Source organism: Streptomyces sp. DG2A-72 (assembly GCF_030499575.1).
Lineage (GTDB): Bacteria > Actinomycetota > Actinomycetes > Streptomycetales > Streptomycetaceae > Streptomyces.
In genome coordinates this window covers 517445-542942 of record NZ_JASTLC010000001.1, presented here as the reverse complement: position 1 = coordinate 542942, position 25498 = coordinate 517445, and the positions used below count along the sequence as shown (strand labels likewise).

The following is a 25498-nucleotide window of genomic DNA, read 5'->3' as shown; positions in this document are numbered from 1 at the left end:
CAACTCCCGCCCCGGACACGGAAAAGCGGCTCCCCAGGCAAGCACAGCCCGGCCCGAGGGGGAAGACACATGTCACGGATGCTCCAGCAGGTCCAGCAGGTCCAGCAGGTCCAGCAGATCGGTGAGCGGCAGCGGCTTCGCCAAGTGGGTGTCGAATCCGGCGGCGCGGGACAGCGCGCGATCGGTGCCCTGGCCGAAGGCCGACACCGCGATCAGCCGGATCCGCCTGCCGTGCGGCCGGGCCCGCACGCCCCGCGCGACCGCGTAGCCGTCGATGTCGGGCAGGCCCAGGTCGCACAGGACGACGTCGGACAGGTCGGACCGTGTGGCGGTGAGCGCGTCGGCGCCCGTGTGCACGGCGGTGACATGGTGGCCCGGTCGCGGACTGCTGCCAGGCGGCACCCCAGACCCGTTCGAGCAACTGCTGCGCCGAGAACACCCGCCCGGGAGCACCGGCCAACACCTCCAGCAGCGCGTACTCCTTGGGGCGCAGCGTCAGCATCGTGCCGTCGGCGGTGGCCTGGCGGGCGCCCGTGTCGACGCGTAATGACCCGACCTGGAGGACTTCCGGTGTCTCTGCAGGCTGCGAGCGGCGCAGTACGGCCCGGATCCGGGCCACCAGCTCCCGCTGCGAGAACGGCTTGACCAGGTAGTCGTCGACGCCGATCTCCAGCCCCGCCACACGGTCGGCCTCCCTACGCTCCTGGCCGGACATCATCGCCGCCCTGCGAGTAGGGGGCGTACGCCATCACCGCGCCACGTCGTTCACCAGCACCGCCGCCCCGTCGAAGCGGCCGTGCTTGAGGTCGGCCAGCGCCCGATCGGCCGCCGACAGCGGATAGGCGTGCGTCGTGGCGTGGACGTCGTGCCGGGCGGCCAGTGCCAGGAACTCCCGGGCGTCCTCACGGGTGTTGGAGGTGACGCTGCGCAGCTCCTTCTCGTGGAACAGTTCGCTCTCGTAGCGCAGGGACGGGATGTCGGTGAGGTGGATTCCGGCGATCGACAGGATGCCGCCGCGGTCGAGGGCGCGCAGCGCGACCGGCACCAGGTCGCCGACCGGTGCGAACAGGATCGCCGCGTCCAGGGGTTCCGGCGGAGCCTCGTGCGCACCGCGCGCCGACGCCACCCCCAGCTCCAGCGCCAGCCGCCGCGCCGCCGCACCCCGGGTCAGCACATGCACGGTGGCGCCCTCGGCCAGTGCCACCTGCGCGCACAGATGGGCGCTGCCGCCGAAGCCGTACAGCCCGAGCCGCCCGCCCGGCGGGAGCGACGCCCGCCGCAGCGCGCGGTAGCCGATGATCCCGGCGCACAGCAGGGGCGCCGCCGCCACGTCGTCGAGGCCCTCGGGGAGCCGGTGTGCGAACGCGGCCGGAACCGTCGTGTACTCCGCGTAACCGCCGTCGGCGTCCCAGCCGGTGTACTCGGAGCGCGGGCACAGGTTCTCCGCCCCGCGCAGACAGTACGCACAGGTGCCGTCGGTCCGCCGCAGCCAGGCCACGCCGACCCGGTCGCCGACCGCGAACCCTCCCCCAGCCTTCGGCCGGGGGGACCCCCATCTCGCTGCGCTCGCCGCCGCCCCGACCGCCGAGACCACGCCGACGACCTCGTGCCCCGGCGTCACCTCCGGCCGATGGACCGGCAGGTCTCCCTCGGCCACGTGCAGGTCGGTCCGGCACACCCCGCACGCGCGCACATGCACCAGCAGCTCGTCGTCCCCTGGCACCGGCACCGGTCTCTCCACGAACCTGAGGGGCCCCTCCTCGACGGGCGCCGGCCGCACCACGGCCCACGCCCGCATCGTCCCGTCCGCCATCCCGCACCCCGTCCGCCCGAAGTCCGCCCCCGTCCCCCTCCAGTCTGGAACGGAGTCACGCATTCGGCGCGCGGTCCGGCCGAGGGGTGGCTAGCGTGAGAATCCGGACAGCCAACCCACCCGATTCGGACAAGCCAACACACCGAGAGGGCCGCAGTCATGGCGGTACAACCTGAGGGAACCCCCTGTTGGGCCGATGCGATGTTCAGCGACGTCGAGGGAGCGAAGAGCTTCTACGGCGACGTCCTCGGCTGGACGTTCGGCGAAGAGGCGACGGAGTACGGCAACTACACCCAGGCCTACGTGGACGGCAAGGCGGTCGCCGCCGTCGTACCGCCGATGCCCGGCCAGGAAGACCAGTCCCAGTGGTGTCTGTATTTCGCGTCGCCGGACGTGGCCGCCACCGCGGCCAAGATCCGTGACAACGGTGGCCAGGTGGTGATGGAGCCGATGGCGGTGAGCGACTTCGGCAGCATGTGCCTGGCGAGCGACCCCGGCGGCGTCGTGTTCGGCGTGTGGCAGGCGGGCACCCACGAGGGGTTCGAGGCGCCGATGGACCAGCCGGGCGCGTTCTGCTGGGCGGAGATCTTCACCCGTGAACCCGAGAAGTCGGACACGTTCTTCCCCGCCGTCTTCCCGTACACGTCCCAGCAGATGGACGACGACGCGATGGACTTCCGGGTCTACAACGTCGGAGGCAACCCCGCCCTGGGCCGGATGAAGATGACCGAGGAATTCCCGCCCGAGGTGCCGCCGTACATCAACGTCTACTTCGCTGTCACCGACTGCGACGACGCCGTCGCCAAGGCCACCAAGCTCGGCGCGATCCTGCGGTTCGGGCCGATGGACAGCCCCTTCGGACGGTTCGCGGCCCTCACCGACCCGCAGGGCGCGAACTTCTCGGTGATCGACACCACGAACATCCAGGGTGAGATGCCCAAGCTCACCGACGTCTGACCCACACCACATTCAGGGCCCGGCCCGTCCATGGCATGATCGGCACATGCGTGAACGACTGGTGGCCGCGTGCGACGGGGCTTCGAAGGGAAACCCCGGACCGGCGGGCTGGGCCTGGGTGGTCGCCGACGGGGCCGAGACCCCGAGCCGCTGGGAGGCGGGGCCGCTCGGCAAGGCGACCAACAACGTCGCCGAACTCACCGCGCTGGAACGCCTGTTGACGGCTGTCGACCCGGACGTGCAGCTGGAGATCCGGATGGACTCGCAGTACGCCATGAAAGCCGTCACCACCTGGCTGCCCGGCTGGAAGCGCAACGGCTGGAAGACCTCGGCCGGCAAGCCCGTCGCCAACCAGGATCTCGTCGTCCGCATCGACGAACTCCTCGACGGCCGCAAGGTCGACTTCCGCTACGTCCCCGCCCACCAGGTCGACGGCGACCCGCTCAACGACTTCGCCGACCGGGCCGCCAGCCAGGCCGCGATCGTCCAGGAGCCCGCGGGCAGCGACCTCGGCTCACCCGAGCCGCCGCCCTCGCCCGACACTCCGGCCGCCGGCGCCCCGCGCCGCAAGGCCGCCGCCGCGGCCCGGCCGCGCAAGGGCGGGGGCTCCTCCCGCACGATCAAGGCGAAGTTCGCGGGCCGCTGCCTGTGCGGCCGCTCCTACGCCGCCGGGGAGCCCATCGCCAAGAACGCGCAGGGCTGGGGCCACCCGGAGTGCCGTACGGCGGACGCCTGATCAGACCGGCCGCACGTCCTGCCACGGCTTCATCGTCTCGTTGATGTCGATGACGTCCGGGGCGTCCGGACTCATGACGATTCGCGTACGACGAGCTCAGTGGGAAGCGTGACGCGCCGACGCGGCTCCTCGGGATCGCCGATCTCCTCCAGAAGGATGTGGGCGATCATGCTGCCGATCTCCTCGACGGGCTGACGAACCGTGCTGAGGGGCGGATTGGTGTGCCGGGCGATGATGGAGTCGTCGAATCCGACCACGGCCACGTCGCCGGGGACGCTCCTCCCTCGCCTGCGCAGCTCCGCCAGTGCCCCCGCCGCCATGACGTCCGAGGCGACGAACACGGCGTCGAGCTCGGGGACGTGTTCAAGGAGTGAACGCATCGCCGCCTTGCCGCCCTCCTCGGTGAAGTCGGCCGAGGCCACGAGCCGGTCCGTGGCCTCGTGGCCCGCCTTATCGAGGGCCTCGCGCCAGCCCTGGAGCCTGCTGCGCGCCACGTCCATGTCGAGCGGTCCGCTGATGGTGGTGACGGTTCGCCGCCCTCGCGTGAGGAGGTGATCGACGGCCGCCGCGGCCCCGCCCGCGTTGTCGGAGTGCACATGGCTGAGCGACTCGTCGGGGGAACGGCGCCCGGCGAGCACCGTGGGCAGCCCCATGTCCTCCAGCAGGCCCGGCAGCGGGTCGTGCTCGTGCACCGAGACCAGGAGCACTCCGTCGACACGGCGTTCCGCAACCGACTGGGTGAGCTGGTCCCGCTCGGCCTGGTCGCGGACAAGCACCAGTTGGAGCTGCGTGCGGGTCTCCGCGAGGGCAGTGCTGACCCCGCGGATGACCGCCGAGAAGTAGGGCTCCGAGCCCAGTCTGCTCTCCGACTCGGGGATCACCAGGGCCACGGAGTTCGTCCTGCTCGTCACCAGCCCCCGGGCAACCGAGTTCGGGACGTAGTTCAGCTCGGCGATCGCGGCGAGCACGGCGGCCCTGGCCTTCTCGCTGACGAGCTCGGAGCCGTTGATGACTCGTGAAACCGTGGTGCGTCCGACACCGGCGCGCGCGGCCACGGTCTTGATGGTCGGGAGTTGTCTGTCCCCCATGACGCCTCCCTAGCTCGGCGCTGCCCGGACGGCTTTCACCTGCGCATTGTGCCAGATCCGAGGAGAGCGCCCGCAGGGTCCGAGCGCGGGCTCACGACATCTTTCCGCAACGAAGTGGATTCAACTTCTTGACAGACGCCTTCCGCGGCGGCGAGGCTGCGGGCTCCTGGGTGGGTACGTTCCCATCGCTGTTTGGGAACGTACCCACCGGACAAATCGTGCCTGCGGAGCGGTCCGTGGGGCTCGAACTCCGGTGCGTCAGCGCCGCCGCTTGGAGGACGAAATGGACAAGTTACGAAGGAAGTTGCGTATGAGAGTCGTGGCCGCAGTATCGGCCGCGTCGGCTCTCGGTCTGGTCGTGGGCTGCGGGGGCAGCAGTGACGGGGGGACCGGTGGGGGGAAGAAGGACGGCAAGGTCACCATCACCATGGGCCTGTTCGGCGTCATGGGCTTCAAGGAGACCGATCTGCTCGACAAGTACATGAAGGAGCACCCGAACGTCACCATCAAGGCGGACGTCGCGGGCGACGAGCAGACCTACTACACCGCCCTGCAGACCCACTTGGCCGCCGGCAGCGGGCTGAAGGACATCCAGGGCATAGAGATTGGTAGGGCCAAGGAACTGTCCGACACGCAGAAGGACAAGTTCGTCGATCTGGCCGGTGTGGCCGGGACGGAACACTTCCTTCCGTGGAAGCAGAGCCAGGTCACCACCGAGGACAAGAAGGTCATCGGCCTCGGCACCGACATCGGCCCGATGGCGGTCTGCTACCGCAAGGACCTCTTCGAGCAGGCCGGCCTGCCCACCGACCGCGACGAGGTCGCCAAGCTGTGGGAGGGCGACTGGTCGAAGTACGTCGACGCGGGCAAGCGGTTCAAGCAGAACTCGAAGGACGACAAGGTCGCCTTCATGGACAGCTCCAGCGGGCTGTTCAACGCCATGATCTACGGCGACTCCCAGCAGTTCTACGACAAGGAGGGCGAGCTGATCTACGCCACCAACCCTGTCGTGAAGGACGCGTGGAAGCTGGCCTCCGAGGCGGCCACGTCCGATCTGACCGCGAAGCTCCGCCAGTTCCAGCCCGGTTGGGACCCCGGCCTGGCCAACAGCACCTTCGCCAGCACCGTCTGCCCGGCGTGGATGCTCGCGCACATCAGCGAGAAGGCGGGCCCGAACAACAAGGGCAAGTGGGACGTCGCCAAGGCGCCCAAGGGCGCCAACTGGGGCGGAGCGTTCCTCGGCGTCATGGAGAAGAGCCCCGTCAAGAAGGAGGCGCAGGAGCTCGTAGCCTGGCTCACCGCCCCTGAGCAGCAGGCCTACATCTTCAAGAAGCTCGGCAACCTCCCCTCGTCGCAGACCGCGTTGGAGATGCCCGAAGTGGTCGATGCCAAGTCGGACTACTTCAGCGGCGCGCCCATCGGGCAGATCTTCGGCGCCGCGGCCCAGGAGATCCCCGACGAGCAGGTACTCGGCCGTAAGGACGGCACCATCAAGGACATCTTCTCGCAGGGTCTGACCTTGATCGAGGCGCAGAACAAGAGCCCGAACGAGGCGTGGAAGACCACTGACGAGCGCATCGAGAAGGCCGCCGGCTGACTGGCGCTTCGCTGGAAGTCCGGTGCGTCGGCCGCGGGTCCGTCGTGGCTGGTCGCTCCCCCACTCTCGGCTTCGCTCGAGCGGGGGGACCCCCATCGCGGCGGAGCCGCATATTGATACAGCCCCGCGCCCCTTTGGGGCGCCTCCGCCGCCCGGCGCCCCACGCAAGGCCCGTGTGGGCCGCCGGGCTCCGGCTCGCCTCTCTCACCCTCCAGGAAGGACGCCTTCCGGTGGCCATCTCCACCTCGACACCACCAGACGGTGCGCCCGGCATCGGCGCGGAGCGTCAGCGGCGCCGTACGCTGCTGCACCGTCTCGACGTCCGGGGCGCGCCGTACGCCTTCGTCGCCCCGTTCTTCGTCGTCTTCGCCGCCTTCAGCTTCTACCCGCTCATCTACACCTCGTGGATCTCGCTGCACCGCGTAGAACTGTCGACCCTGAACCTCATGGAGTGGGTCGGCTTCGACAACTACACGGCGCTGTGGGACGACGACCGCTTCTGGAACGCGCTGTTCAACACCTTCACCATCGGCGTCCTGTCGACCGTGCCGCAGCTGCTGATGGCGCTCGGACTGGCGCACCTGCTCAACTACCGGCTGCGCGGCTCGACGTTCTTCCGCGTCGCCGCCCTGACGCCGTACGCCACGTCGGTCGGTGCCGCGGCCCTGGTGTTCACGATGCTCTTCGAACGCGACTTCGGCATGATCAACTGGATGCTGAGCCTGGTCGGTGTCGACAACATCGACTGGGAGAACAACAAGTGGGCCGCGCAGACGGCGATTTCCTCGATCGTCATCTGGCGCTGGACCGGCTACAACGCCCTGCTCTACCTCGCGGCGATGCAGGCGATCCCGCGCGACCGCTACGAAGCCGCGGCCATCGACGGCGCTTCGCGGTGGCAGCAGTTCCTGAAGGTCACCGTCCCCGGCATCCGCTCCACCATCGTGTTCACCATCGTCCTGTCCACGATCGGCGCCACCCAGCTCTTCGGTGAGCCCCTGATCTTCGGCCAGGGCCCGAACGGCATCACCGGGGGAGCGGACAACCAGTACCAGACGCTGGGTCTGCTGCTGTACGAGGAGGGCTGGAAGAACTACCAGATGGGCCGGGCCGCCACGGTCGCCTGGGCGATGTTCCTGGTGCTCATCCTCGTGTTCGTCGTCCAACGAGTCGTCAAGCGCGTCCTGGCGCGCAAGGCCTGACCGGGAGGTTTCCATGACCACAGACAGCATCCCGGTCCAGACGGCCGACGCACGCCCAGGGACCGCGCGGAAGGCCCGCAAAGCCACCCCGTCCGGCGGACGGCGCCGCCAACTGTTCCGGCACCCGGGTGCCGGACGTCAGCACCACGCGGGTCCCGTCGCCTACATCCTGCTGGGAATCGCGGCGCTGTTCTCGCTCTTCCCGCTCTACTGGACGATGGTGGCGGCGTCGACCGACAACACGCGCGTCACCCAGACGCCTCCGCCGTTCCTGCCGGGACCTCACCTCCTGGAGAACCTCGGCAAGGCCTGGCAGGACGCCGCGCTGGGCAAGGCCATGCTCAACAGCCTGATCGTGGCCGGGGTGATCGCCCTGTCCACGGTGCTGTTCGCCACCCTCGCCGGCTTCGCGTTCGCCAAACTCCGCTTCAAGGGCCGCAACATCCTGCTGATGCTCGTGATCGGCACGATGATGGTGCCGCCCCAACTCGGCGTCGTACCACTGTTCATGATGATCACCGAACTGGGCTGGGGCCAGAAGCTGCCCGCCGTCATCTTCCCCACGCTCGTCAGCGCCGTCGGCGTGTTCTTCATGCGGCAGTACCTGTCCGAGGCGCTGCCCGACGAACTCGTCGAGGCCGGGCGGGTGGACGGTGCGCACTCGCTGCGCATCTTCTGGAGCATCGTGCTGCCGATCGCCCGGCCTCCCATGGCCGTGCTGTTCATGATCACGTTCGTGCACGCCTGGAACGACTTCTTCTGGCCGTTCATCGTGCTCGACATGACCAATCCGACGGTCCCCGTAGCCCTCACCCAGCTCAGCGCGGGATACGTGCGCGACCAGTCGCTGATCATGGCGGGCGCGCTGCTCGGCACGCTGCCCCTGCTCGCCCTGTTCGTCGTCTTCGGCCGTCAGATCGTCGGCGGAATCATGCAGGGAGCGGTCAAGGGATGAGCGCCCCACCGTCCCCCCGCTGCCGCGGCCCTTCGACGCCCGCCATCCCACTTCGCCGCTTCCGCCCCGCAGTACATCTGGAAGGACCCACGTGACCACCGCAACCCGACGTGTCGCGCCCGCCTCGGAGAACACCACCGCCATCAGGTTCCCGCAGGGATTCACCTGGGGCACGGCGACCGCCGCCTACCAGATCGAGGGTGCCGCCTCCGCGGACGGACGCACCCCTTCGATCTGGGACACCTACTCGCACACACCCGGCAGGGTGCGCAACGGCGACACCGGTGACATCGCCACCGACCACTACCACCGCTGGCGCGAGGACGTCGCGATCATGGCCGACCTGGGGGTGAGCGCGTACCGGTTCTCCCTGTCGTGGCCGCGTGTGCAGCCGACCGGCCGCGGCCCGGCCGTCGAGAAGGGTCTCGACTTCTATCGCGCCCTGACCGACGCACTGCTGGAAAAGGGCATCGAACCGGTCGTCACGCTGTACCACTGGGACCTGCCGCAGGAGTTGGAGGACGCCGGCGGCTGGCCGGAGCGCGCCACCGCGGACAGGTTCGCCGACTACGCGGCCCTGGCGGCACGTGCGCTGGGGGACCGGGTGAAGACCTGGATCACCCTCAACGAGCCCTGGTGCAGCGCCTTCCTCGGATACGGCTCGGGTGTCCACGCGCCCGGGCGCACCGACCCGGTCGCGGCCCTGCGCGCGGCGCACCATCTCAACCTCGCCCACGGCAAGGCCGTTCAGGCACTGCGCGCCGAACTGCCCGCCCGCGCGCAGGCGTCCATCACACTCAACATTCACCATGTCCGTGCGCTGACCGAGGCTGCCGAGGACCTCGACGCGGCCCGCCGGATCGACGCACTGGCCAACCGCGTCTTCACCGGCCCTCTGCTGGAAGGCCAGTACCCGCAGGATCTCCTCCAGGACACGGCGAGCCTGACCAACTGGTCCTTCGTACGGGACGGTGACACCGCCACGATCCACCAGCCGCTGGACTTCCTGGGCGTCAACTACTACACACCCACCCTCGTTTCCGCCGCCACCGGCGAGGCCAGCCACGGTTCCGACGGACACGGGATGAGCGAGCACAGCCCCTGGCCGGGCGCCGACAACGTCGCCTTCCACCGGCCGCCGGGCAGCACCACCGCGATGGGCTGGGCGGTCGACCCCAGCGGTCTGTACGACCTGCTGATGCGGCTCAAGGCGGACTTCCCCGCGATGCCTCTGATGATCACCGAGAACGGGGCCGCGTTCGACGACTACGTCAACCCGGAGGGCGAGGTGGCCGACCCCGATCGCATCGCCTACCTCCACGGCCACCTGTCGGCCGTGCACCGGGCGATCGTGGCCGGCGTCGACGTCCGGGGCTACTTCCTGTGGTCCCTGCTGGACAACTTCGAGTGGGGCTACGGCTACAGCAAGCGCTTCGGTGCCGTCTACGTCGACTATCCGACCGGCAAGCGCATCCCCAAGGCCAGCGCGCGGTGGTACGCCGACGTGGCCCGCACGGGCACCCTGCTGGAGGAGAGCGGCGGGAAGTGACAGATGATCAACCCGTTACGGTGCGCGGGACGCACGCCGTCCCGCGCACCGTAACGGGCGCGGCACGAGGTGGCACGCCGCCGTCAGGTGCGTGGCGGCTCTCCTCGGATGCAGGGTGGGGACGGGCCGGCCCGCTCCGCGTGCGCGGATCACGGATGACAGACTGACACCATGGACGAGCGCGTATTCGGTAGGTCGGGTCAGCAGGTATCCGTCGTAGGTCTCGGCACATGGCAGCTGGGTGCCGACTGGGGAGACGTCGACGACAAGGAAGCCCTGGCGGTGCTGGAGGCGGCGGCCGAGACGGGGGTAACGTTCTTCGACACCGCCGACGTGTACGGCGACGGACGCAGCGAGCAGACCATCGCCACGTTCCTGCGCGGGCGCCCCGATCTGCATGTCCTGGTCGCCACCAAGATGGGCCGCCGTGTGGACCAGATCCCGGAGAACTACGTCCTGGACAACTTCCGCGCCTGGAACGACCGCTCCCGCCGCAACCTCGGCGTCGACCGCCTCGACCTGGTGCAGCTGCACTGCCCGCCGACGCCCGTCTACTCCACCAACGAAGTCTTCGACGCCCTGGACACGCTGGTCGCCGAGGAGCGGATCGCCGCGTACGGAGTGAGCGTGGAGACCTGCGCCGAGGCGCTGACCGCCATCGCCCGCCCGAACGTGGCGAGCGTGCAGATCATCCTCAACCCGTTCCGCATGAAGCCGCTCGCCGAGGTGCTGCCGGCGGCGCGGGAGGCGGGCGTCGGCATCATCGCCCGGGTTCCGCTGGCCTCGGGGCTGCTCTCCGGCAAGTACACCAAGGACACCGTCTTCGCCGAGAACGACCACCGCACCTTCAACCGGCACGGAGAGTCCTTCGACCAGGGTGAGACGTTCTCCGGCGTCGACTTCGAGACGGGCGTGGAGGCCGCGGCCGAGTTCTCCGCGCTGGCCCCGGAGGGGTACACGCCGGCCCAGCTGGCGCTGCGCTGGATCATCCGGCAGCCCGGCGTGACCACGGTCATCCCCGGCGCCCGCTCGCCCGAGCAGGCCCGCGCCAACGCGGCCGCCGCCAAGCTGCCGGAGCTGTCCGACGAGACGCTCACCGCGATCCGGGATCTCTACGACCGCCGGATCAAGGACCAGGTGGAGAGCCGCTGGTAGCAGGGGCGTGCCGCCCTGACCGATCGAACCGCGCGAATCTGGGCACTCGGGGCCGAGACAGATGCGGGTTCGATCGATCAGGGAGGAACCTTGTCGGTCACGGGAAAGAGTGCGGACACCGAGGACTGGGGTCGCGGTGAGACCCCGGAGCAGCGGGCCGACCGGAAGTGGGGCGAGCTGATCCAGGAGGTCCGGGTCGCGCAGACCGGGGTGCAGATCCTGTTCGGCTTTCTGCTGACGGTCGTGTTCGCCCCGAGGTTCGTGGATCTGGACGCCACGGACGAGAACATCTACATCGTCACCGTCGTCCTGGGCGCCGCCTCGACCGGGGCACTGATCGGCCCGGTGTCCCTGCACCGGCTCGTGTCCGGTCGGCGCATCAAGCCGCAGGCAGTGGAATGGGCCTCCCGGCTGACCCTCGTCGGCCTGTTGCTGCTGCTGGCCACGATGACCGCCGCGGTTTTGCTGATCCTCAGGGTCGCGACGGGCCACGACGACTACGTGCCGTGGCTCGTCGCCGGCATCGTGGCGTGGTACCTGCTGTGCTGGTTCGGCGTGCCGTGGTGGACACGGCACCGCCACTCGTCACGGTGAGATCGCGCGTGTCACCCGGTGTGATCAGTCAGTGTCGCCACGGGCCCCGCGCAGCGCCACGATGCATGTGCTGATCGCCTGCTGAAGCTCCTCCAGCTGCTGGACCATGTCGTCCTCGTAGAAGTCCTGCGCGTCGTCGAAGGTCAGCTCCTCGAACACCTTCGTCGCCCGCTGGAGACTGCTGTAGAACTTCGTCCGCCGCTCCTGCACGCGCAGTTCGGGGTCGGCCTCCACGGTCTCGGCGACGAGGGACTTCATGGTGTCGTAGGCCTCGCCGGCCCACTCGCCGGGGTCCTCCGCCTCGTCCAGCTCGTCGATGAGGGACAGATGCCGCTCGGCCTCCTGGCGTACGTCGACCGGCGCGTCGACGGTCTGCCCGGCGGGGGTCTTGATCTGGCCCGACTCGGCGATCTGGCGGACGTATCCGATCCGGTCGGCAGCCCTGCTCTCGGCGGCGACGGCCTTCTTCAGGTCGTCGGTGCGCACGATGTCACGGGCCAACTCGGCCTGGAGTTCCGGGTCTTCGCGGACTCGGTCCAGGAGTGCCCGGCGGGCCGCCAGGGCGGTGGAGGGGTCCGCGAGGATCGCCGCGCGCAGTGCGGTGGGGTTCTCCGCGACTTCGAGGGCCTTCGTCGGCCGGATGCCCTCGGCCTCGGCCGCCTCGGTGATGGCGGTGCCGCGCTCCGAGGCGGCGCCGTTACGTGAGACGTAGTAGCTGAGCCAGACGTCCGCGTCGGGCAGCTCGACCTCCTGGCCGGGCGCCAGCTCCTCGAAGTGCGGGACGAGACCGTCGTCGGCGGCCCGGTCCCAGGCCTTGTAGTAGCGCATGACGCGGTCGGCGGAACAGCCAGCGAGCTCGGCGAACTCCTTCGCGGAGACCTTCGGCGTCTCGTCCGCGCCCTGACCGCCCGGCCGTACGCTGCGCGCCACCATCAGGCCGAAGGCCCAGCCTCCGGTCCGCGCATAGACCCCGAACTCGCGGGCGTCCCGCGCCACGAGATCGGACAGGGGCACGGGGGACGTCTCGGACGGGACGGTCGCCAGGGTCACGGGTGACTCTCCTGAAAGGTGTTGCCGGGGGCTGGAACAGGTGCGACAGGAAGCCTATAGGGGCTCATGACGAGGCTTTTCCCGGCCTCGGATCCGTGTGTTTCTCCTCCCGTTCGCCGGCCGACCCCTCGATCATGACGGCCGGCCGGGAGAGGATGCGGGCATGAGTGTTCGCCCCCTGCCTCTGAGCACCCCCGCCGCCCAGGGCGTCGACGCATCCGGCGTCCACGCCTTCCTCGACGCCCTCGACGCCGCCCCGGACATCGAGCCGCACAGCCTGATGATCATGCGGCACGGCCACCTCGTGGCGTCCGGCTGGTGGGCGCCGTACACCGAAGACCGCCCGCATCTCCTCTATTCGCTCAGCAAGAGCTTCACGGCGGCGGCCGCCGCGCTCGCCGCCGCCGAGGGGCTGCTCGACTTCGACGCCCCGGTGATCTCGTACTTCCCGGAGTTCGAGGCCGACATCACCGATCCGCGCAGCCGCGCGATGCTCGTACGGCATGTGGCGTCCATGGCGAGCGGCCATGGGACCGACACCCTGTACCCCGCTCTCGCCCTCGACCACCAGAACCTGGTGCGCGGCTTCCTGCTGCTGCCGCCGGACCGTGATCCGGGGACCGTGTTCGCGTACAACCAGCCCACCACGTACACGCTCGGCGCGATCGTGCGGCGCGTCACCGGTCGGTCGCTGACTGACTATCTGCGGCCCCGGCTGTTCGATCCGCTCGGCACCGGCGAGACGGCGTGGCTGCGTGACGGGTCAGGGGCCGAGCTGGGCTTCAGCGGACTGCACGCCACCACCGACGCCGTCGCCCGGCTGGGCCAGCTGTATCTGCAGCGCGGCGTGTGGGAGGGCGAACGGCTGCTGCCCGAGGAGTGGGTGGCCGAGGCCACGCGGGCGCAGATCTCCACCGCCGAGTTCGAGATGAGCGGGACCGACTGGCAGCAGGGCTACGGCTTCCAGTTCTGGATGTCCCGGCACGGCTATCGCGGCGATGGCGCGTACGGACAGTACTGCCTGGTGCTGCCGGAGCACGACGCGGTGATCGCGACGACCGCGGCGACCGAGCAGATGCAGAAGCTGCTGAACCTGGTCTGGGACCATCTGCTGCCCGCGTTCGGGCCCACGCCGCTGTCCGCCCACGAGGAGCGCGACACCGCCCTCGCCGCGCGGCTGGCGCGGCTCGCACTGCCGCCGGCCGCGGGCAAGCCCGCACCGCCGGAGCGTGCGGAGGCCTGGTCCGCCGTCGACTTCACGCCGCACGGCGGTGTGTGCGAGGCCCAGCCGACACTGACCGCGGTGCACATCACGGAGGGCCGGAACCTGGCGCTGATCGACGACGGGCAGCCGCTGCAGGTGCCGATCGGCAACGACGGCTGGACCGTCATCGAGGAACCGGTCCCCATCGCGGTGAGCGGGGGGTGGAGCGAAGCGGACACCCTCGTCGTGGACATCGCCTTCCTGGAGACACCGCACCACCTGGTCGTCACGTGCTCGCTCACCGACGGCACGTTCACCGCGCGGTGGCTCATGCAGCCGCTGCACCAGGGTGCGCTGCGCAGGATGCGCGCACCCCGCGCCTCACTCTGACGGCACCCGGAAGGTCCGCAGGAAGGTGTCCAGCGCCTCACGGTTGGCGGCGTCGTCCCAGTCGGCGGCGGGGGTCGTCCAGCGCAGTGAGAAGCCCCGGTGCTCGCCGATGAGGAAACCGCGCCCGAAGGTGCGCACGCGCCTGCCGTCGACATCGATGAGCCACTCGATGTCGGCGGCCTCGCGGCCCTGGTACGTCGTCGCGCGGATGTCGCCGATCCGCCGGTAGTCGTGGCCCTGCTTCAACTCGGGCTCGACGTCGTCCCGCCACACGGCGACCGGATCCGGGCCCACCGCCTCGCTGTAGGTGACGGCGAGCGTGCGAGGGTCGTCGTCCTTGCCCAGTACGACCCGGTAGGCCAGATCGGCCTGGCGGGTGGTCTGCAGCGGTTTCCAGCCCTGGGGGAGAGCGAGCGAGAACCCCTTGGGGGACTGGTAGCGGCTGAAGCCGGGCGGCAGGGGCGTGCCCGTGGGGGAGGGGGACGCCGACGTCGGAGTGGGCGTGGGCGTGGGTGTCGGCGTCGGGGTGGGGGTGGGGGAGGGGGAGGGTGTCACGGACGGCGAGGGGGTCTGCTCCCCCGGGGCGGACGCCGAAGCCGGTGGCCGGGGTGCCGTACCGGCCTCGGACGTGCTGTCGTTGTCGGAGACCTGGCGGGACACGGCGAGGACGGCGACGGACACGGTGACGACGGCGAGCGCCGTCCCGGCGACCATGGTGCGCCGGCTCCACCCCTCACGCGCGTGCAGGGCCGCCGCGTACACCCCGCGCAGCCGGGGCCGCGACGTCGACCGTGCGACCATCTCGGGGTCTTCGCTGAGGACACGGACCAGTGCCTCGCGGACCACCGGCCGGGTCAGCCGCTCCCGGCAGTTCTTGCGGAGCAGCCCCTGCACCAGCTGGGTGAGCGGTCCGGCGCGCAGCGGTGTGCGCAGCGGAAGCCGGTCGACGCCCTTCAACGTCGTTTCGGGCCGGTCACGTTCACGGAAGGGCGGGCGGCCCTCCAGCATCGTGTAGAGGAGCGCACCCAGGGCCCACAGGTCGGCCGCCGGTCCGATGCGCTCGTCACGGGCCTGTTCCGGGGAGGCGTACGACGGTGCCGTCACGCGTGGCACGAGGGTCGCGCCGGCCAGGCCGAAGCCGGTGACCACCAGGGGCCCCTGCTCCCGCACGAACACCTGCCCCGGACTCAGCTCGCCGTGCGTGATGCCCTCGCCGTGCGCCGCCTCCAGCACATCGAGCAGCTCCAGGCCGATCCGCGCCGCCCGTGCATGGTTGAACGTGCCCTCCTGCGCGAGGAGTTCCCCCAGTGGAATGCCGTCGATCCACTCGGTGACGGTCCACAGGGTGCCGTTCTCCTCGATCGCGTCGACGACCGTGGCCACCTTGCCCGGACGCAGCAGCCCCATGGTCTCGGACATGCGGATCACCCGGGCGGTGGCCCGCCGCACGGTCTCCCCGTCGGAGTCGGCCGGGAGCACCGTCTGCGTGAGGAGACAGGGCCGTGAGGCCTCGACATCCTCGCCGTACCAGCAGATGCGGTTCGTCTCGCGATGGAGGACCTCCAGCAGGCGGTACCTTCCGGCTACCAACTCGTGCGTGGAGACGTGCGCCTTGACCATGGTCATCCCTCGCTGAACCCCTGGCTCTCACCTTTCCCAGAGGTACGACGGGTGCAATGGTGTGCGTTCAACGAATCCGCAACTCCGGTGACCTTCTTTCGGCTTGTGCCCGAGGTGTGCGGAACTGGCCGTATTCGACGAGGAATTCGACCGAGACTCAGCTCAGCGCAGACCGAAGCGCTCCGTCCACTCCATCACGTCCCCGGTCGTCGCGTTGCCGCCGCACACCACCAGACCGAGCCGTGCCCCTTCGCCCACCCGCTCCAGGACCCGGCGGGCCGCGGGCAGCAGACATCCGGCGGCCGGCTCGGTCCACAGCTTGGCGTGGTCGGCGAGGTCGAGAACGCCCTGCACGGCCTCCCGGTCCGGGACCACGAGCACCTCGGTGACCAGGGCGGACACATGGTCGTACGTCAGCTGCGACACGGACGGGGCACTGAGCGTGGTCACGATCGACGACAGCGCCACCGGCACCGGTCCGCCCGCCGCCAGCGCCTCGGACATCGCCTGCGCGCCCTCGGTCTCCACGCCCCACACCCGCACGCCGGGCCGGCGCGCACGCAGCGCCGCCGCCACACCGGCGATCAGCCCACCGCCCCCGACGCTCACCAGGACATCGGTCAGTTCTCCGGCGTCCTCCGCGAACTCCAGCCCTACGGTGCCCTGTCCGGCGATCACCACCGGGTCGTCGAACGGGTGGACCAGCGTCAGCCCCTCGTCCCTGAGCCGCGTCACCAGCGAGAACGCGCCGTCCATGTCATCGGTCAGCCGCACCAACGCACCCGTGTCCTGGGCGATCTCGATGGAACGGGCCGGCGCCGAGCGCGGCATCACGACCGTGGCCTTCACATCGAGGGCGGCGGCCATGACCGCGAGCGCGATGCCGTGGTTGCCGCCACTGACCGCCACGACCCCGGCGGCCCGCTCGGCCTCGCTCAGCGAGAGCAGCTTCGCCGTCGCGCCGCGGGCCTTGAACGACCCGGTGCGCTGCAGGAGTTCGAGCTTGGCGGTGACCGGGGCGCCGAGCAGCGCGGACAGGCCCGGGCTGGGCACGGTGGGGGTGCGGACGACGTGTCCGGCGATCCGTGCGGCGGCGGCCTCGACGGCCTCGATGTCCGTGATCCCGATCATGACCATCACCTTTCGGCGCGGGTGACTGAGTCCGCGTCCGCATCGAACCCTGACCCGAGAGGAGGCGGCAGGTCAACTCGGTATCAAAGGTCGCGCCGCACCAGGAAGTCGATCAATGACCGCAGCTCGTCGACGGCGCCGCGCCGCAGAAGTACGTCCGTGAGCGCGACCTCCGCCGCGACCAGATGCCGGCGGGCCTTGGCCAGGGCCGCCGACCGGCCGCCCGCCGCGTCGATCAGCGCGGCCGCCTCGGCGGGCTCGCCGTCGGCTTCGAGGAGTGCGGCGAGCCGGCTCGCCGCGGTAGCGGGGAGTCCAGCGCGGCCAGCACCGGGAACGTCTTCTTCCGCTCCCGCAGTCGCCGTGCACGGGCTTGCCGGTGACCGCGGGATCGCCCCAGATCCTCAGGACGTCGTCGACGATCTGGAAGGCGATTCCCAGATGCCGGCCGACCCGGTCGAGCGCGGCGACCGCCGTGGGCGGGGCTCCACCGAGCACCGCGCCCAGCGCCGCCGCACAGCCCAGCAGTGAGCCCGTCTTGTGCTCGGCCATCCGCCGGTACTCGTCCGGGCGCACCCGCCCCGGTCCCGTCCACGGCCGGGCGGCGAACAACAGGTCGTCCGCCTGTCCACGCACCAGGTCGCCGAGCGCGACCGACAACAGGCGTACGGTCTGCGGTCCTTGCGGTCTTTGCGGCACGGCGGCAAGGGTCCCGACGGCCAGGGCGAACAGCGCGTCGCCCGCGAGGACCGCGGGACCCGTGCCGTACGCCTTCCACGGTGGGGCGGCGGCGCCGGTCCGTGTCGCCGTCCATGATGTCGTCGTGCAGCAGCGAGAAGATGTGCACCAGCTCCACCGCCACGGCTGCGGGCACGCCGGCCCGCCCCTGCGCACCCGCCGCCTCGGCGCCGAGCACGGCCAGCGCCTGCCGGACGCCCTTCCCGCCGGACGCGACGACCGGAGTGCCGCCCACCTCGCACCAGCCGAAGGAGTACGCGGCCATCTCGCCCACCCACGGATGCAGCCGGCCCACGGCCTCCCGCAGCGCCGGGCGCACCAACCCCCGGCAGCGGTCGAGGACTTCGGCCGCCGAGGGCGGTGACTGCACCGCCAAGCCGTGCGCCGTCACCGTACGCCCTCCGCGACCCCGAACTCCTGCTGCGCCCGAGCCACCATCTCCCGCGCGTGCCGCAGCCCTGTCCGCTCCAACTCCCGGGCCAGTTCGGCGAGTTCGGCCGCCGTTTCGGAACGGTCGCGGCCCAGGTGCGCCAGCGACTTGACCAGGCCGAGCCGGGACAGGGCCTCCTCGCGGGGCTCGCTCATGGCGCGGAACTCGGCGAGCGCCTCCTCGTAGAGATCCCGGGCCTGCGTGTAACGCCCGGCGCGGTACAGGACGTTGTCGCGCATCTTGTGGTTGTAGGCCAGCGCGCTCGACAGCTTGACGTCGGCAGGACCGACCAGGTTGCCCGTGAGGCGCAGATCACTTCACTGGACTTCTCAGTGCTGCGCCTTCTGCGGTGTCAGCTCGCTCGGTCGTACGACCACATGGCCCTGGCCCTGCAGCATCAGCTGCACCGCTTCCCCGGAACCTCCGCGCAGCATCGACCCGATGGACTGCGAACGGTGCAGCGAGGTCTGCAGGCCGGCCGTCCAGCCGACGATCGCGTCCGTGTCGACGTACACCGGATACTGCGGCGAGACCGGGATGACCAGCGGGCTTCCGTCGCACACCAGGCCCAGCCTGCCCTGTCCGGAGAAGACGCTGTTGAACAGGCCGCCGCCCGTGATGCCCGCGCCCTTCACGGTCGCGATCCGGTACGACAGCGAGGCATCGAAGCACAGCACATTGCGGCCGTTGACCGTGAACTCGTCACCGGGGTTCACATCGACGACGAAGCAGTTCTGCGCCTCGTGCGCGAACCAGGCCTCGCCCTGCCCGCGCACCGCCATCAGCGGGAGCCCCTCGCCGGTCACCGCGCGTTTGAGCATCCCGCCCACGCCCTGGCCCTTGCGTTCGAACTGGAGGTTGCCGCGATAGGCGATCATCGCGCCCTGACGCGCCATCATCTCGCCGTTCACCGCGTACTTGATGCACTTGGAGTTCTCGATCGTCATGCCCGGCGCCGCGGCGGGCTGGACCATGTGCTCGCTGGAAAACAGATCACCCTTCATATCGGCATCCTTTCCCGGAGCGGGTCCTTCCGCCAAGATCGCGGGGCAACGGGTCTTCCACGGCTTTCCGTCAGGCGCCGAAGAGCTGCGTCCAGTACGTGCCCGCCGCGCCGCCGCCCGCGAAGCCGACGCCGATGTGGGTGAACGTGGGCTTGAGGATGTTGGCCCGATGGCCCGGACTGTTCATCCAGCCCTCCACCACCTCGGCCGGGGAGCGCTGGCCGCAGGCTATGTTCTCGCCGATCGAGCGCCGGGTGGAGCCCGCGGCGGCGGCCCGGTCCCAGGGCTGGCTGCCGTCGGGCGAGGTGTGCGAGTAGAACGCGCGGGCGATCATGTCCGCGCTGTGTGCCTGCGCCGCGGCGGTGAGGACCGGGTCGACGGCCAGGGGCGGCAGACCTGCCCCGGCACGCTCCCGGTTGGTGAGGTCGACGACGTCGGCCGCCGTCCGCGCCAGCGCCTGAGGCGTCAGCGGCCTCGCCCACAGCGCGGTCCAGTACGTGTCGCCGGAGCGGCCCCCGGTGACGTACGCCAGGCCCGCGTGGGTGAACGCCGGGTCGTGCAGGGTGCGGCTGGGCTCCCTCGAACCCAGGCAGTAGTCCACGAACTCGGCGGGCGTGCGCGGGCCGGAGACGAGGTGCTCGCCGACCGTGACATAGGTGAATCCGGTCGCGGTGACGCGCTGGTAGACGGAGACACCGTCCCGGCCTTCGACACCGAGCTGTCCTTCAGCGGCCATGGCGCAGGCGTGGGCTCGCGCGGCGGACGTCAGGCGGGCGTCGAGGGAGACGGGGGGTGAACCGGCCCTGGCGCGGGCGGAGTTGACGAGGCCGAGGAAGCCGTCGGGGTCGGGCGTGGAGGGCACGGCAGTGGGTCGGCGGGGCGCGGTGGACGGATGCTGTGGCGTGGTGGAAGGGGTGGGCGGCGCGGCAGCGCGTTGGTGTGGTGCGGTGGCGGGACGCTGCGGCGCGGGGAAGGGCGACGCGGGCGCCGCGCCGGAGCGGGCGTGCGGCGCCGCTGTGGCCGCGCTGTCCTCGGTGACGTCGACCCCGAAGTCACGGGCGAGCCCGGCCAGTCCGTCCGCGTACCCCTGCCCGAGCGCACGCAGCTTCCACCCGCTGCCGCGCCGGTAGATCTCCGCGAGCAGCAGCACCGTCTCCTGCCCCGGGCGTGGCGGGGCGAACCGGGCGATCAGCCGGCCGCCCTGACCGGTGACCAGGAGGGTGGGGGCGGGCAGGCGGCCCAGGGGAGTGCCGGGGTCGGCGGGGCTGACGACCACGGTGACCTTGGTGGCGCCGGTGCGCAGGCCGGACGGGTCGACGGTGAGCGTGTGGCCGTGCAGCCGGGCGCCCGGTGCGGAAGGCTGGTTGTAGAACACGAAATCGGCGTCGCCCCGGACTTTCCCGCTGTCGTCGGTGATGAGCGCGGACACGTCGAAGGGGCCGGGCACCTGGACGCTCACAGCGCCGCCCGGGAGGGGCAGATTGCCTCCGGGGACCAACTCGCTCATGACGCCGCCCTGATGGTCGTGGATCCGGCCCCGGTCGGGGTTGTCCGGGAAACGTCCACCAGGGCCCGCGGGTTCCCCCTCGGGGGCGTTCGTCGTACCAGGTGGCGCTGGGTGGCGTACGCATGCGCGATGTGTGTGTGCCGTGGGGTGGTGACTGCTCTTTGCCGGCCCCGCGCGCCCTGGTGATGACAGCGGTCAGGTGAGGACCATCGCAGTGGGATGTGAACTGGGGTGTGAAGGGCGGACAGGGGGCGAGATCGGCGGATGCCTGCTTGGTTCTCGCATGTGCCGATCTGGTCCCAGGCTCTGCTGATGGTGGGCGGATTCCTCGCCTTCGGCCTCAGCGGCCTGCTCGTACGAGCCCGGATCCGCGATTGGTTCGGCGAAGATCCCGAGCACAACGAACGCGTCAAATTCCTGGTCGAAGTCGTCGGAGGCTTTTACGCCTTGCTGATCGGGCTGGTTGCCGTGGGGGCGTACGACCACTATGTGGAGGTGAAGAAGCTTGTCAATGAGGAGGCTTCGCAGCTCACCACGGTCTATCGCGCCGGTGAGGCGTTTCCCAACAGCCGTAGATGCCGTATTCAGTCCCAGGTGCGGAACTACGCCGAGAATGTGATCAACGAGGTCTGGCCGCAACAGCAGCGGGGCGAGATCGTCGAGGACCAAGGGCGGCTGGACGCCGTATTCGAATCCCTGATGTTCTATGAACCGCAGAACGAAGAGGAGTCGAACGCGCAGTCCGTCACCCTCGAAGCCTTCAACGATTACAACAACCTTCGCCGTGAACGGCAGGGCGAGGTGAGCATCGGGCTGCTGCCGGTGCTGTATCTCGTCCTCTTCGGCGGCGCGTTCGTGACCATTGCGGCGACCTGGGCGCTGGTCGGCGTCAGAATGATCGACCATGTGGCCCTGACCGGCCTGCTGTCGTTCTTCATCGGCTTGTTCATCACCCTGATCATCGCGCTGGATCACCCTCTCCAGGACAGCAACGCGATCGACCTGACGCATTGGAAGGTCGCGCTGACGCAAGGAATGGGAGTGCCTCCCGAGGGACAGGAGCAGATCACCACGTACTTCGGGGTGTCGAGCAGGGAGCGGGTGCCGGGCTGCCTCCTGGACGTGGCCGACTACGTTTCGTTCGCCAGCTCGGAGCAGCTTCCGCAGTGAACATCACACGGCTCACCCGTATCCCCGTCGTGGGAGCCTTGCTCGCTTCACTTGCGCTCGGCACTGCTGCCTGCGCCGGGAACGAGCAGGACACGACGATCACGGTGGCGTCCGTCGACTTCACCCGCGATATGGAGAAGCTCGTCGACGACTTCCGGCGCACCCATCCCCGTATCCGTGTGAAGTTCGTCTTTCTCCCCGAGAGGGTGCTGCGGAATCGGCTGTCCAAGGACGTCGCCGACGAGGAGAGCCGCTACGACGTCGTCTCCATCGGCCCGTGGGAGGCGCCGATCTGGGCCTCGCGAGGATGGCTCACCCGACTCGATGTCCTGGCGAGCCGGGGTGACTACGACGTAGAGGATTTCATTCCCGTGGTGCGTACGGCGCTGTCCTACCGAAAGGGCCTGTACGCGGTGCCCTACTACGGGGAGTCGTCCTTCCTGATGTACCGCAAGGACCTGTTCGACAAGGCCGGGCTGACCATGCCGGAACGCCCGACCTGGTCGCAGGTCGCCGAACTGGCGGCCGAACTCCACGATCCCCGGCGCGGAATCGCCGGAATCTGCCTGCGCGGCGGTCCCGTCTGGCTGAACCTGGTGTCTCTCAACACCGTGATCCTGACCTTCGGCGGCCGGTGGTTCGACGAGCATTGGAACCCCCAATTCACCTCCCCCGAAACCAGGCGGGCGGTGAAGTTCTACGTGGACCTGGTCCGTAGCTCCGGCGAGCCTCGGGCGCACGAAGCAGGGCCCGCCCAGTGCCAGGCGACGATGCTGCGGGGCAAGGCGGCCATGCTGTACGACACCACTTCCTTCGCCGGTGGTCTCGAGGACCCCAGGATCAGCGAGGTCGCCGGCAAGCTCGGCTACGCTCCCGCGCCCGTGATGCGCACCGGCAGCTCGGGATGGCTGTGGACCTGGGCGCTGGCGATCCCCGTCACGTCCAAGCACCCGAAGGCCGCGTGGGATTTCGCCTCCTGGGCCACGTCGAAGCGGTATCTGAAGCTCTACGGCAAGAGGCTCGGCTGGGTCGGAGTGCCACCCGGCAGCCGGCTGTCCACGTACCGCCTTCCTCCGTACAGGAAGGCCGCCAAGGCCTTTCTGCAGCCGACGCTGGACGCGCTCAACGCCGTCAACCTCACCCGGCCCGGCCTGCACAAGCAGCCGTGGACGGGAACCTCGTACGTCGGCATCCCGGAGTACGCGGGCCTCGGCGGCCGGGTGGCCAAGGAGATCTCCGCGGCGATCGCCGGCCGGCAGTCGGTCGACGAGGCGCTGGAGAAGGCCCAACTCTTCGCGAACGACGTGGTCGAGGGCGGCGGCTACCGGGACTGAGACGCCGGCGAAGGACGCGCTCGCGGTCGATGCGACATCGGTCACACCGAAGCCGGGCAACCTCCGTGCGTCCCGTCACCTCTCCACTGTCGACGCACAGTTGACCGCCGACCGATCACTGAGCAGTACGGATGCGGGCGGTATCGCCATGAAATGCGTGTAATCGACGATTCATGCTTTACATGGACATGACTCATCCGGAAGGGTTGTGCACCGGGGGCCCGACCAGCCCCCATGGCGTCTCAACTGCGCCATGCCTCAGGGCGGTTGGTGACCCCGGCCGCCTTCGCACGAAGGAACCCTCAAGTGCGTAGAGCTCACATACGCAGCCTGGCGGTCGCCGTCGCCGTGACGACCGCCGCGACGGGGCTCACCGGAACGGCCTTCGCGGGCCCGGTCACGGGGACCGAGCCCACCTCCGCTTCCGTCTCCTCCGCCTCCTCCATAGTCGACGCGGCCCGCGCCGCCGCCTTCGCTCACGCGAGGGCCACCGGTGTCGCACCGGGCGACGAACTGCGCGCCCAGGACGTGCTGCTCGACCCGGAGGGCGCACGGCACGTGCGGTTCGTCCGGGCCCACCGCGGGATGCCGGTGCTCGGCGGCGACCTCGTCGTCCACCTCACCGAGCGCCTGAAGTACGCCGGTGTCACCCGGGCCGCGGACCACAGCGTCGCGCCCGCTGCCTCCGAGGCCCAAGTGACCGGCCGCCAGGCGGAGGAGAAGGCCGCCGATGTCGCCAAGGGGTCGGTGAAGAGTGTCGAACTCGTCGTCGACGCCCGCCGTGGCGCGTCGGCCCTCGCCTACGAGGTGCACGTCGGCGGCAGCGGCACCGCGGACGGCGGCGGCTCCCGGACCGTCGTCATCGATGCCCGCACCGGCAAGGTCCGCAGCAACACGCCCGACAGCGAAGAGTTCCTGTCGCCGGACCTGGTGGACACACTGCGCGAGCGAGGCGAGACGCTCGACCCCGCCACCGGCACCGCCCCGGAGCCGACCGGCCTCGCCGCGACCCCCGCGCCGGGCGCGGCCCGCTACCCGGCACCGGCGACCGGCACCGGCACGTCCCTCTTCGCCGGCAAGGTCGCCCTGACCACCACCCGGACCGCCCGCACCAGCTACGTCCTCAAGGACCCCAGCCGCTGGGGCACCGAGACGCGGGACGCCAAGGGCGGGGAGCCGACGAGCTTCGCCCGCGGCAAGACGTTCACCAGCACCACCAACAAGTGGGGCAACGGCACCGTCTCGAACCGCGCCAGCGCCGCCGTCGACGCCCAGTACGGCATCACCAAGACCCTGGACTTCTACAAGAAGACCTTCGGCCGCAAGGGCATCAAGAACGACGGCAAGGGCGCCCGCGCCCTGGTCCACTTCGGCAACAAGGTCGCCAACGCGTTCTGGGACCCCTCCTGCGGCTGCATGCTGTACGGCGACGGCGACGGCGAGATGTTCAAGAAACCGCTCGTCGTCCTCGACGTCACCGGCCACGAACTCACCCACGGCGTCGTCGACGCCACCGCCCGCCTGGAGCCCACCCGCGTGGACGCCCAGGGCAATCAGTACGGCGAACCGGGCTCCCTCAACGAGTCCCTCGCCGACATCTTCGGCTCCGCCGTGGAGTTCAGCGCCAACAACCCCAAGAACCCGCCCAACTACCTCGTCGGCGAGAAGCTCGGCCTGGACCAGAAGTTCCTGCGCCGCCTCGACCGCCCCTCCCTCGACGTGCTCGAGGGCGCGATCGACTACTGGTCACCGGCCGTCTACGACGCCGAGGTGCACGCCGGGTCCGGTGTGTCCTCGCACGCCTACTACCTCCTCGCCGAGGGCAGCGGCCGCAAGAAGATCGGCAGCGTCACCTACGACTCGCCGACCTACGACGGCCTGCCGGTCAAGGGCATCGGCCGCGCCAAGGCCACGGCGATCTTCTACCGCGCCCTGACCCGCTACATGGTCTCCACGACCGACTTCCACGACGCGCGCACCGCGACGCTGAAGGCGGCCAAGGACCTCCACGGGCTGAACAGCACGGAGTACAAGACGGTGAACCGGGCCTGGGCCGCCGTCAACGTGACCAAGGCCAACACACCGGCCGAAAGGCACTGACGCGACACCGGCAGCCGCGCGGCGCACGCCCGGCTGCCGGGTCCCACGGCCCCAAGCCTGCTTCTTCTCTTGACGACGGAAAAACAGATCCAGCACCACCGCCGTCCACCCCGACGGCTTCCTCGGGTACGTCCAGAAGGTCGGCGACCGCCCGGAGTCCGGCCAGCCCGTGACGTA

The 25498-nt window shown here is 70.0% G+C and carries 20 protein-coding genes and 3 pseudogenes; 12 read left to right on the top strand and 11 right to left on the bottom strand.

Going from position 1 to position 25498, the window contains the following annotated elements; translation table 11 throughout:
• Positions 1 to 72: 72 nt before the first annotated feature.
• The 3 genes and pseudogenes from QQY66_RS02835 to QQY66_RS02825 form a co-directional block, all read right to left on the bottom strand.
• The gene (locus QQY66_RS02835) at positions 73 to 402 is read right to left on the bottom strand and encodes a response regulator (protein ID WP_367666959.1); all 330 of its coding nucleotides are present in this window, start codon (positions 400 to 402) and stop codon (positions 73 to 75) included.
• A pseudogene (locus tag QQY66_RS02830) lies at positions 398 to 502 on the bottom strand (winged helix-turn-helix domain-containing protein); the annotation flags it as partial. The pseudogene QQY66_RS02830 and the gene QQY66_RS02835, both read right to left, overlap by 5 nt.
• A 246-nt stretch (positions 503 to 748) precedes the next feature.
• Positions 749 to 1798, bottom strand: a complete 1050-nt coding sequence (locus tag QQY66_RS02825) for a zinc-binding alcohol dehydrogenase family protein (protein WP_301987129.1) — start codon at positions 1796 to 1798, stop codon at positions 749 to 751.
• A 174-nt stretch (positions 1799 to 1972) separates the two neighbouring features.
• On the opposite strand from QQY66_RS02825, the gene QQY66_RS02820 reads away from it, so the two are divergent.
• Both QQY66_RS02820 and QQY66_RS02815 read left to right on the top strand, forming a co-directional pair.
• Complete coding sequence (locus QQY66_RS02820; RefSeq protein ID WP_301977416.1) at positions 1973 to 2770, top strand: VOC family protein; 798 nt, start codon at positions 1973 to 1975, stop codon at positions 2768 to 2770.
• Positions 2771 to 2816: 46 nt separating this feature from the next.
• Entirely contained in the window at positions 2817 to 3506 is a 690-nt protein-coding gene (locus tag QQY66_RS02815; RefSeq protein WP_301977415.1) for a ribonuclease H, read from the top strand.
• Positions 3507 to 3577: 71 nt separating this feature from the next.
• On the opposite strand, the gene QQY66_RS02810 is transcribed toward QQY66_RS02815, so the two are convergent.
• Entirely contained in the window at positions 3578 to 4594 is a 1017-nt protein-coding gene (locus QQY66_RS02810) for a LacI family DNA-binding transcriptional regulator (protein WP_301977414.1), read from the bottom strand.
• A 283-nt stretch (positions 4595 to 4877) separates the two neighbouring features.
• Here QQY66_RS02810 and QQY66_RS02805 point away from each other — a divergent pair, with 283 nt between their 5' ends.
• The 6 genes from QQY66_RS02805 to QQY66_RS02780 all read left to right on the top strand — a co-directional run bounded on the left by QQY66_RS02805 (position 4878) and on the right by QQY66_RS02780 (position 11646).
• A complete protein-coding gene (locus QQY66_RS02805) occupies positions 4878 to 6191 on the top strand; it encodes an extracellular solute-binding protein (protein ID WP_301977413.1) in 1314 nt (437 codons plus the stop codon).
• 272 nt (positions 6192 to 6463) lie between these two features.
• Positions 6464 to 7393, top strand: a complete 930-nt coding sequence (locus QQY66_RS02800; RefSeq protein ID WP_301987128.1) for a carbohydrate ABC transporter permease — start codon at positions 6464 to 6466, stop codon at positions 7391 to 7393.
• A gap of 13 nt (positions 7394 to 7406) precedes the next feature.
• Positions 7407 to 8348 (top strand): carbohydrate ABC transporter permease, encoded by a 942-nt coding sequence (locus tag QQY66_RS02795; RefSeq protein WP_301977412.1) that lies wholly within the window; start codon positions 7407 to 7409, stop codon positions 8346 to 8348.
• Between the two features lie 91 nt (positions 8349 to 8439).
• Positions 8440 to 9897 (top strand): GH1 family beta-glucosidase, encoded by a 1458-nt coding sequence (locus QQY66_RS02790; RefSeq protein ID WP_301977411.1) that lies wholly within the window; start codon positions 8440 to 8442, stop codon positions 9895 to 9897.
• A 171-nt stretch (positions 9898 to 10068) separates the two neighbouring features.
• Positions 10069 to 11052 (top strand): aldo/keto reductase, encoded by a 984-nt coding sequence (locus QQY66_RS02785; protein WP_301977410.1) that lies wholly within the window; start codon positions 10069 to 10071, stop codon positions 11050 to 11052.
• A gap of 90 nt (positions 11053 to 11142) precedes the next feature.
• Complete coding sequence (locus QQY66_RS02780; RefSeq protein ID WP_301977408.1) at positions 11143 to 11646, top strand: DUF6328 family protein; 504 nt, start codon at positions 11143 to 11145, stop codon at positions 11644 to 11646.
• Between the two features lie 24 nt (positions 11647 to 11670).
• Here the strand turns inward: QQY66_RS02780 and QQY66_RS02775 are convergent, their stop codons facing one another.
• Positions 11671 to 12696 (bottom strand): hypothetical protein, encoded by a 1026-nt coding sequence (locus QQY66_RS02775; protein WP_301977407.1) that lies wholly within the window; start codon positions 12694 to 12696, stop codon positions 11671 to 11673.
• Between the two features lie 163 nt (positions 12697 to 12859).
• On the opposite strand from QQY66_RS02775, the gene QQY66_RS02770 reads away from it, so the two are divergent.
• Positions 12860 to 14290, top strand: coding sequence for a serine hydrolase (locus tag QQY66_RS02770; RefSeq protein ID WP_301977406.1), 1431 nt, complete (start codon positions 12860 to 12862; stop codon positions 14288 to 14290).
• Here the strand turns inward: QQY66_RS02770 and QQY66_RS02765 are convergent.
• From QQY66_RS02765 to QQY66_RS02740, 6 genes and pseudogenes are all read right to left on the bottom strand, one after another.
• A complete protein-coding gene (locus QQY66_RS02765; RefSeq protein ID WP_301977405.1) occupies positions 14282 to 15916 on the bottom strand; it encodes a serine/threonine-protein kinase in 1635 nt (544 codons plus the stop codon). The genes QQY66_RS02770 and QQY66_RS02765 overlap by 9 nt on opposite strands.
• Positions 15917 to 16072: 156 nt before the next feature.
• Positions 16073 to 17041, bottom strand: a complete 969-nt coding sequence (locus tag QQY66_RS02760) for a threonine/serine dehydratase (protein ID WP_301977404.1) — start codon at positions 17039 to 17041, stop codon at positions 16073 to 16075.
• Positions 17042 to 17124: 83 nt separating this feature from the next.
• Positions 17125 to 18167, bottom strand: a pseudogene (locus QQY66_RS02755) (polyprenyl synthetase family protein).
• Positions 18164 to 18481: pseudogene (locus tag QQY66_RS02750) on the bottom strand (hypothetical protein); the annotation flags it as partial. The pseudogenes QQY66_RS02755 and QQY66_RS02750, both read right to left, overlap by 4 nt.
• 54 nt (positions 18482 to 18535) lie before the next feature.
• The gene (locus tag QQY66_RS02745) at positions 18536 to 19210 is read right to left on the bottom strand and encodes an AIM24 family protein (RefSeq protein WP_301977403.1); all 675 of its coding nucleotides are present in this window, start codon (positions 19208 to 19210) and stop codon (positions 18536 to 18538) included.
• A gap of 70 nt (positions 19211 to 19280) precedes the next feature.
• Positions 19281 to 20717: a CAP domain-containing protein gene (locus tag QQY66_RS02740; protein WP_301977402.1), complete on the bottom strand. Its 1437-nt coding sequence runs from the start codon at positions 20715 to 20717 to the stop codon at positions 19281 to 19283.
• 312 nt (positions 20718 to 21029) lie between these two features.
• Between QQY66_RS02740 and QQY66_RS02735 the strand changes: the two genes are divergently transcribed.
• The 3 genes from QQY66_RS02735 (at position 21030) to QQY66_RS02725 (ending at position 25321) form a co-directional block, all read left to right on the top strand.
• Positions 21030 to 21887, top strand: a complete 858-nt coding sequence (locus QQY66_RS02735) for a DUF4239 domain-containing protein (protein WP_301977401.1) — start codon at positions 21030 to 21032, stop codon at positions 21885 to 21887.
• Entirely contained in the window at positions 21884 to 23221 is a 1338-nt protein-coding gene (locus QQY66_RS02730; RefSeq protein WP_301977400.1) for a sugar ABC transporter substrate-binding protein, read from the top strand. The genes QQY66_RS02735 and QQY66_RS02730 overlap by 4 nt, the downstream gene beginning before the upstream one ends.
• A gap of 306 nt (positions 23222 to 23527) precedes the next feature.
• Positions 23528 to 25321 (top strand): M4 family metallopeptidase, encoded by a 1794-nt coding sequence (locus QQY66_RS02725; protein ID WP_301977399.1) that lies wholly within the window; start codon positions 23528 to 23530, stop codon positions 25319 to 25321.
• The last annotated feature ends 177 nt before the right edge of the window (positions 25322 to 25498 follow it).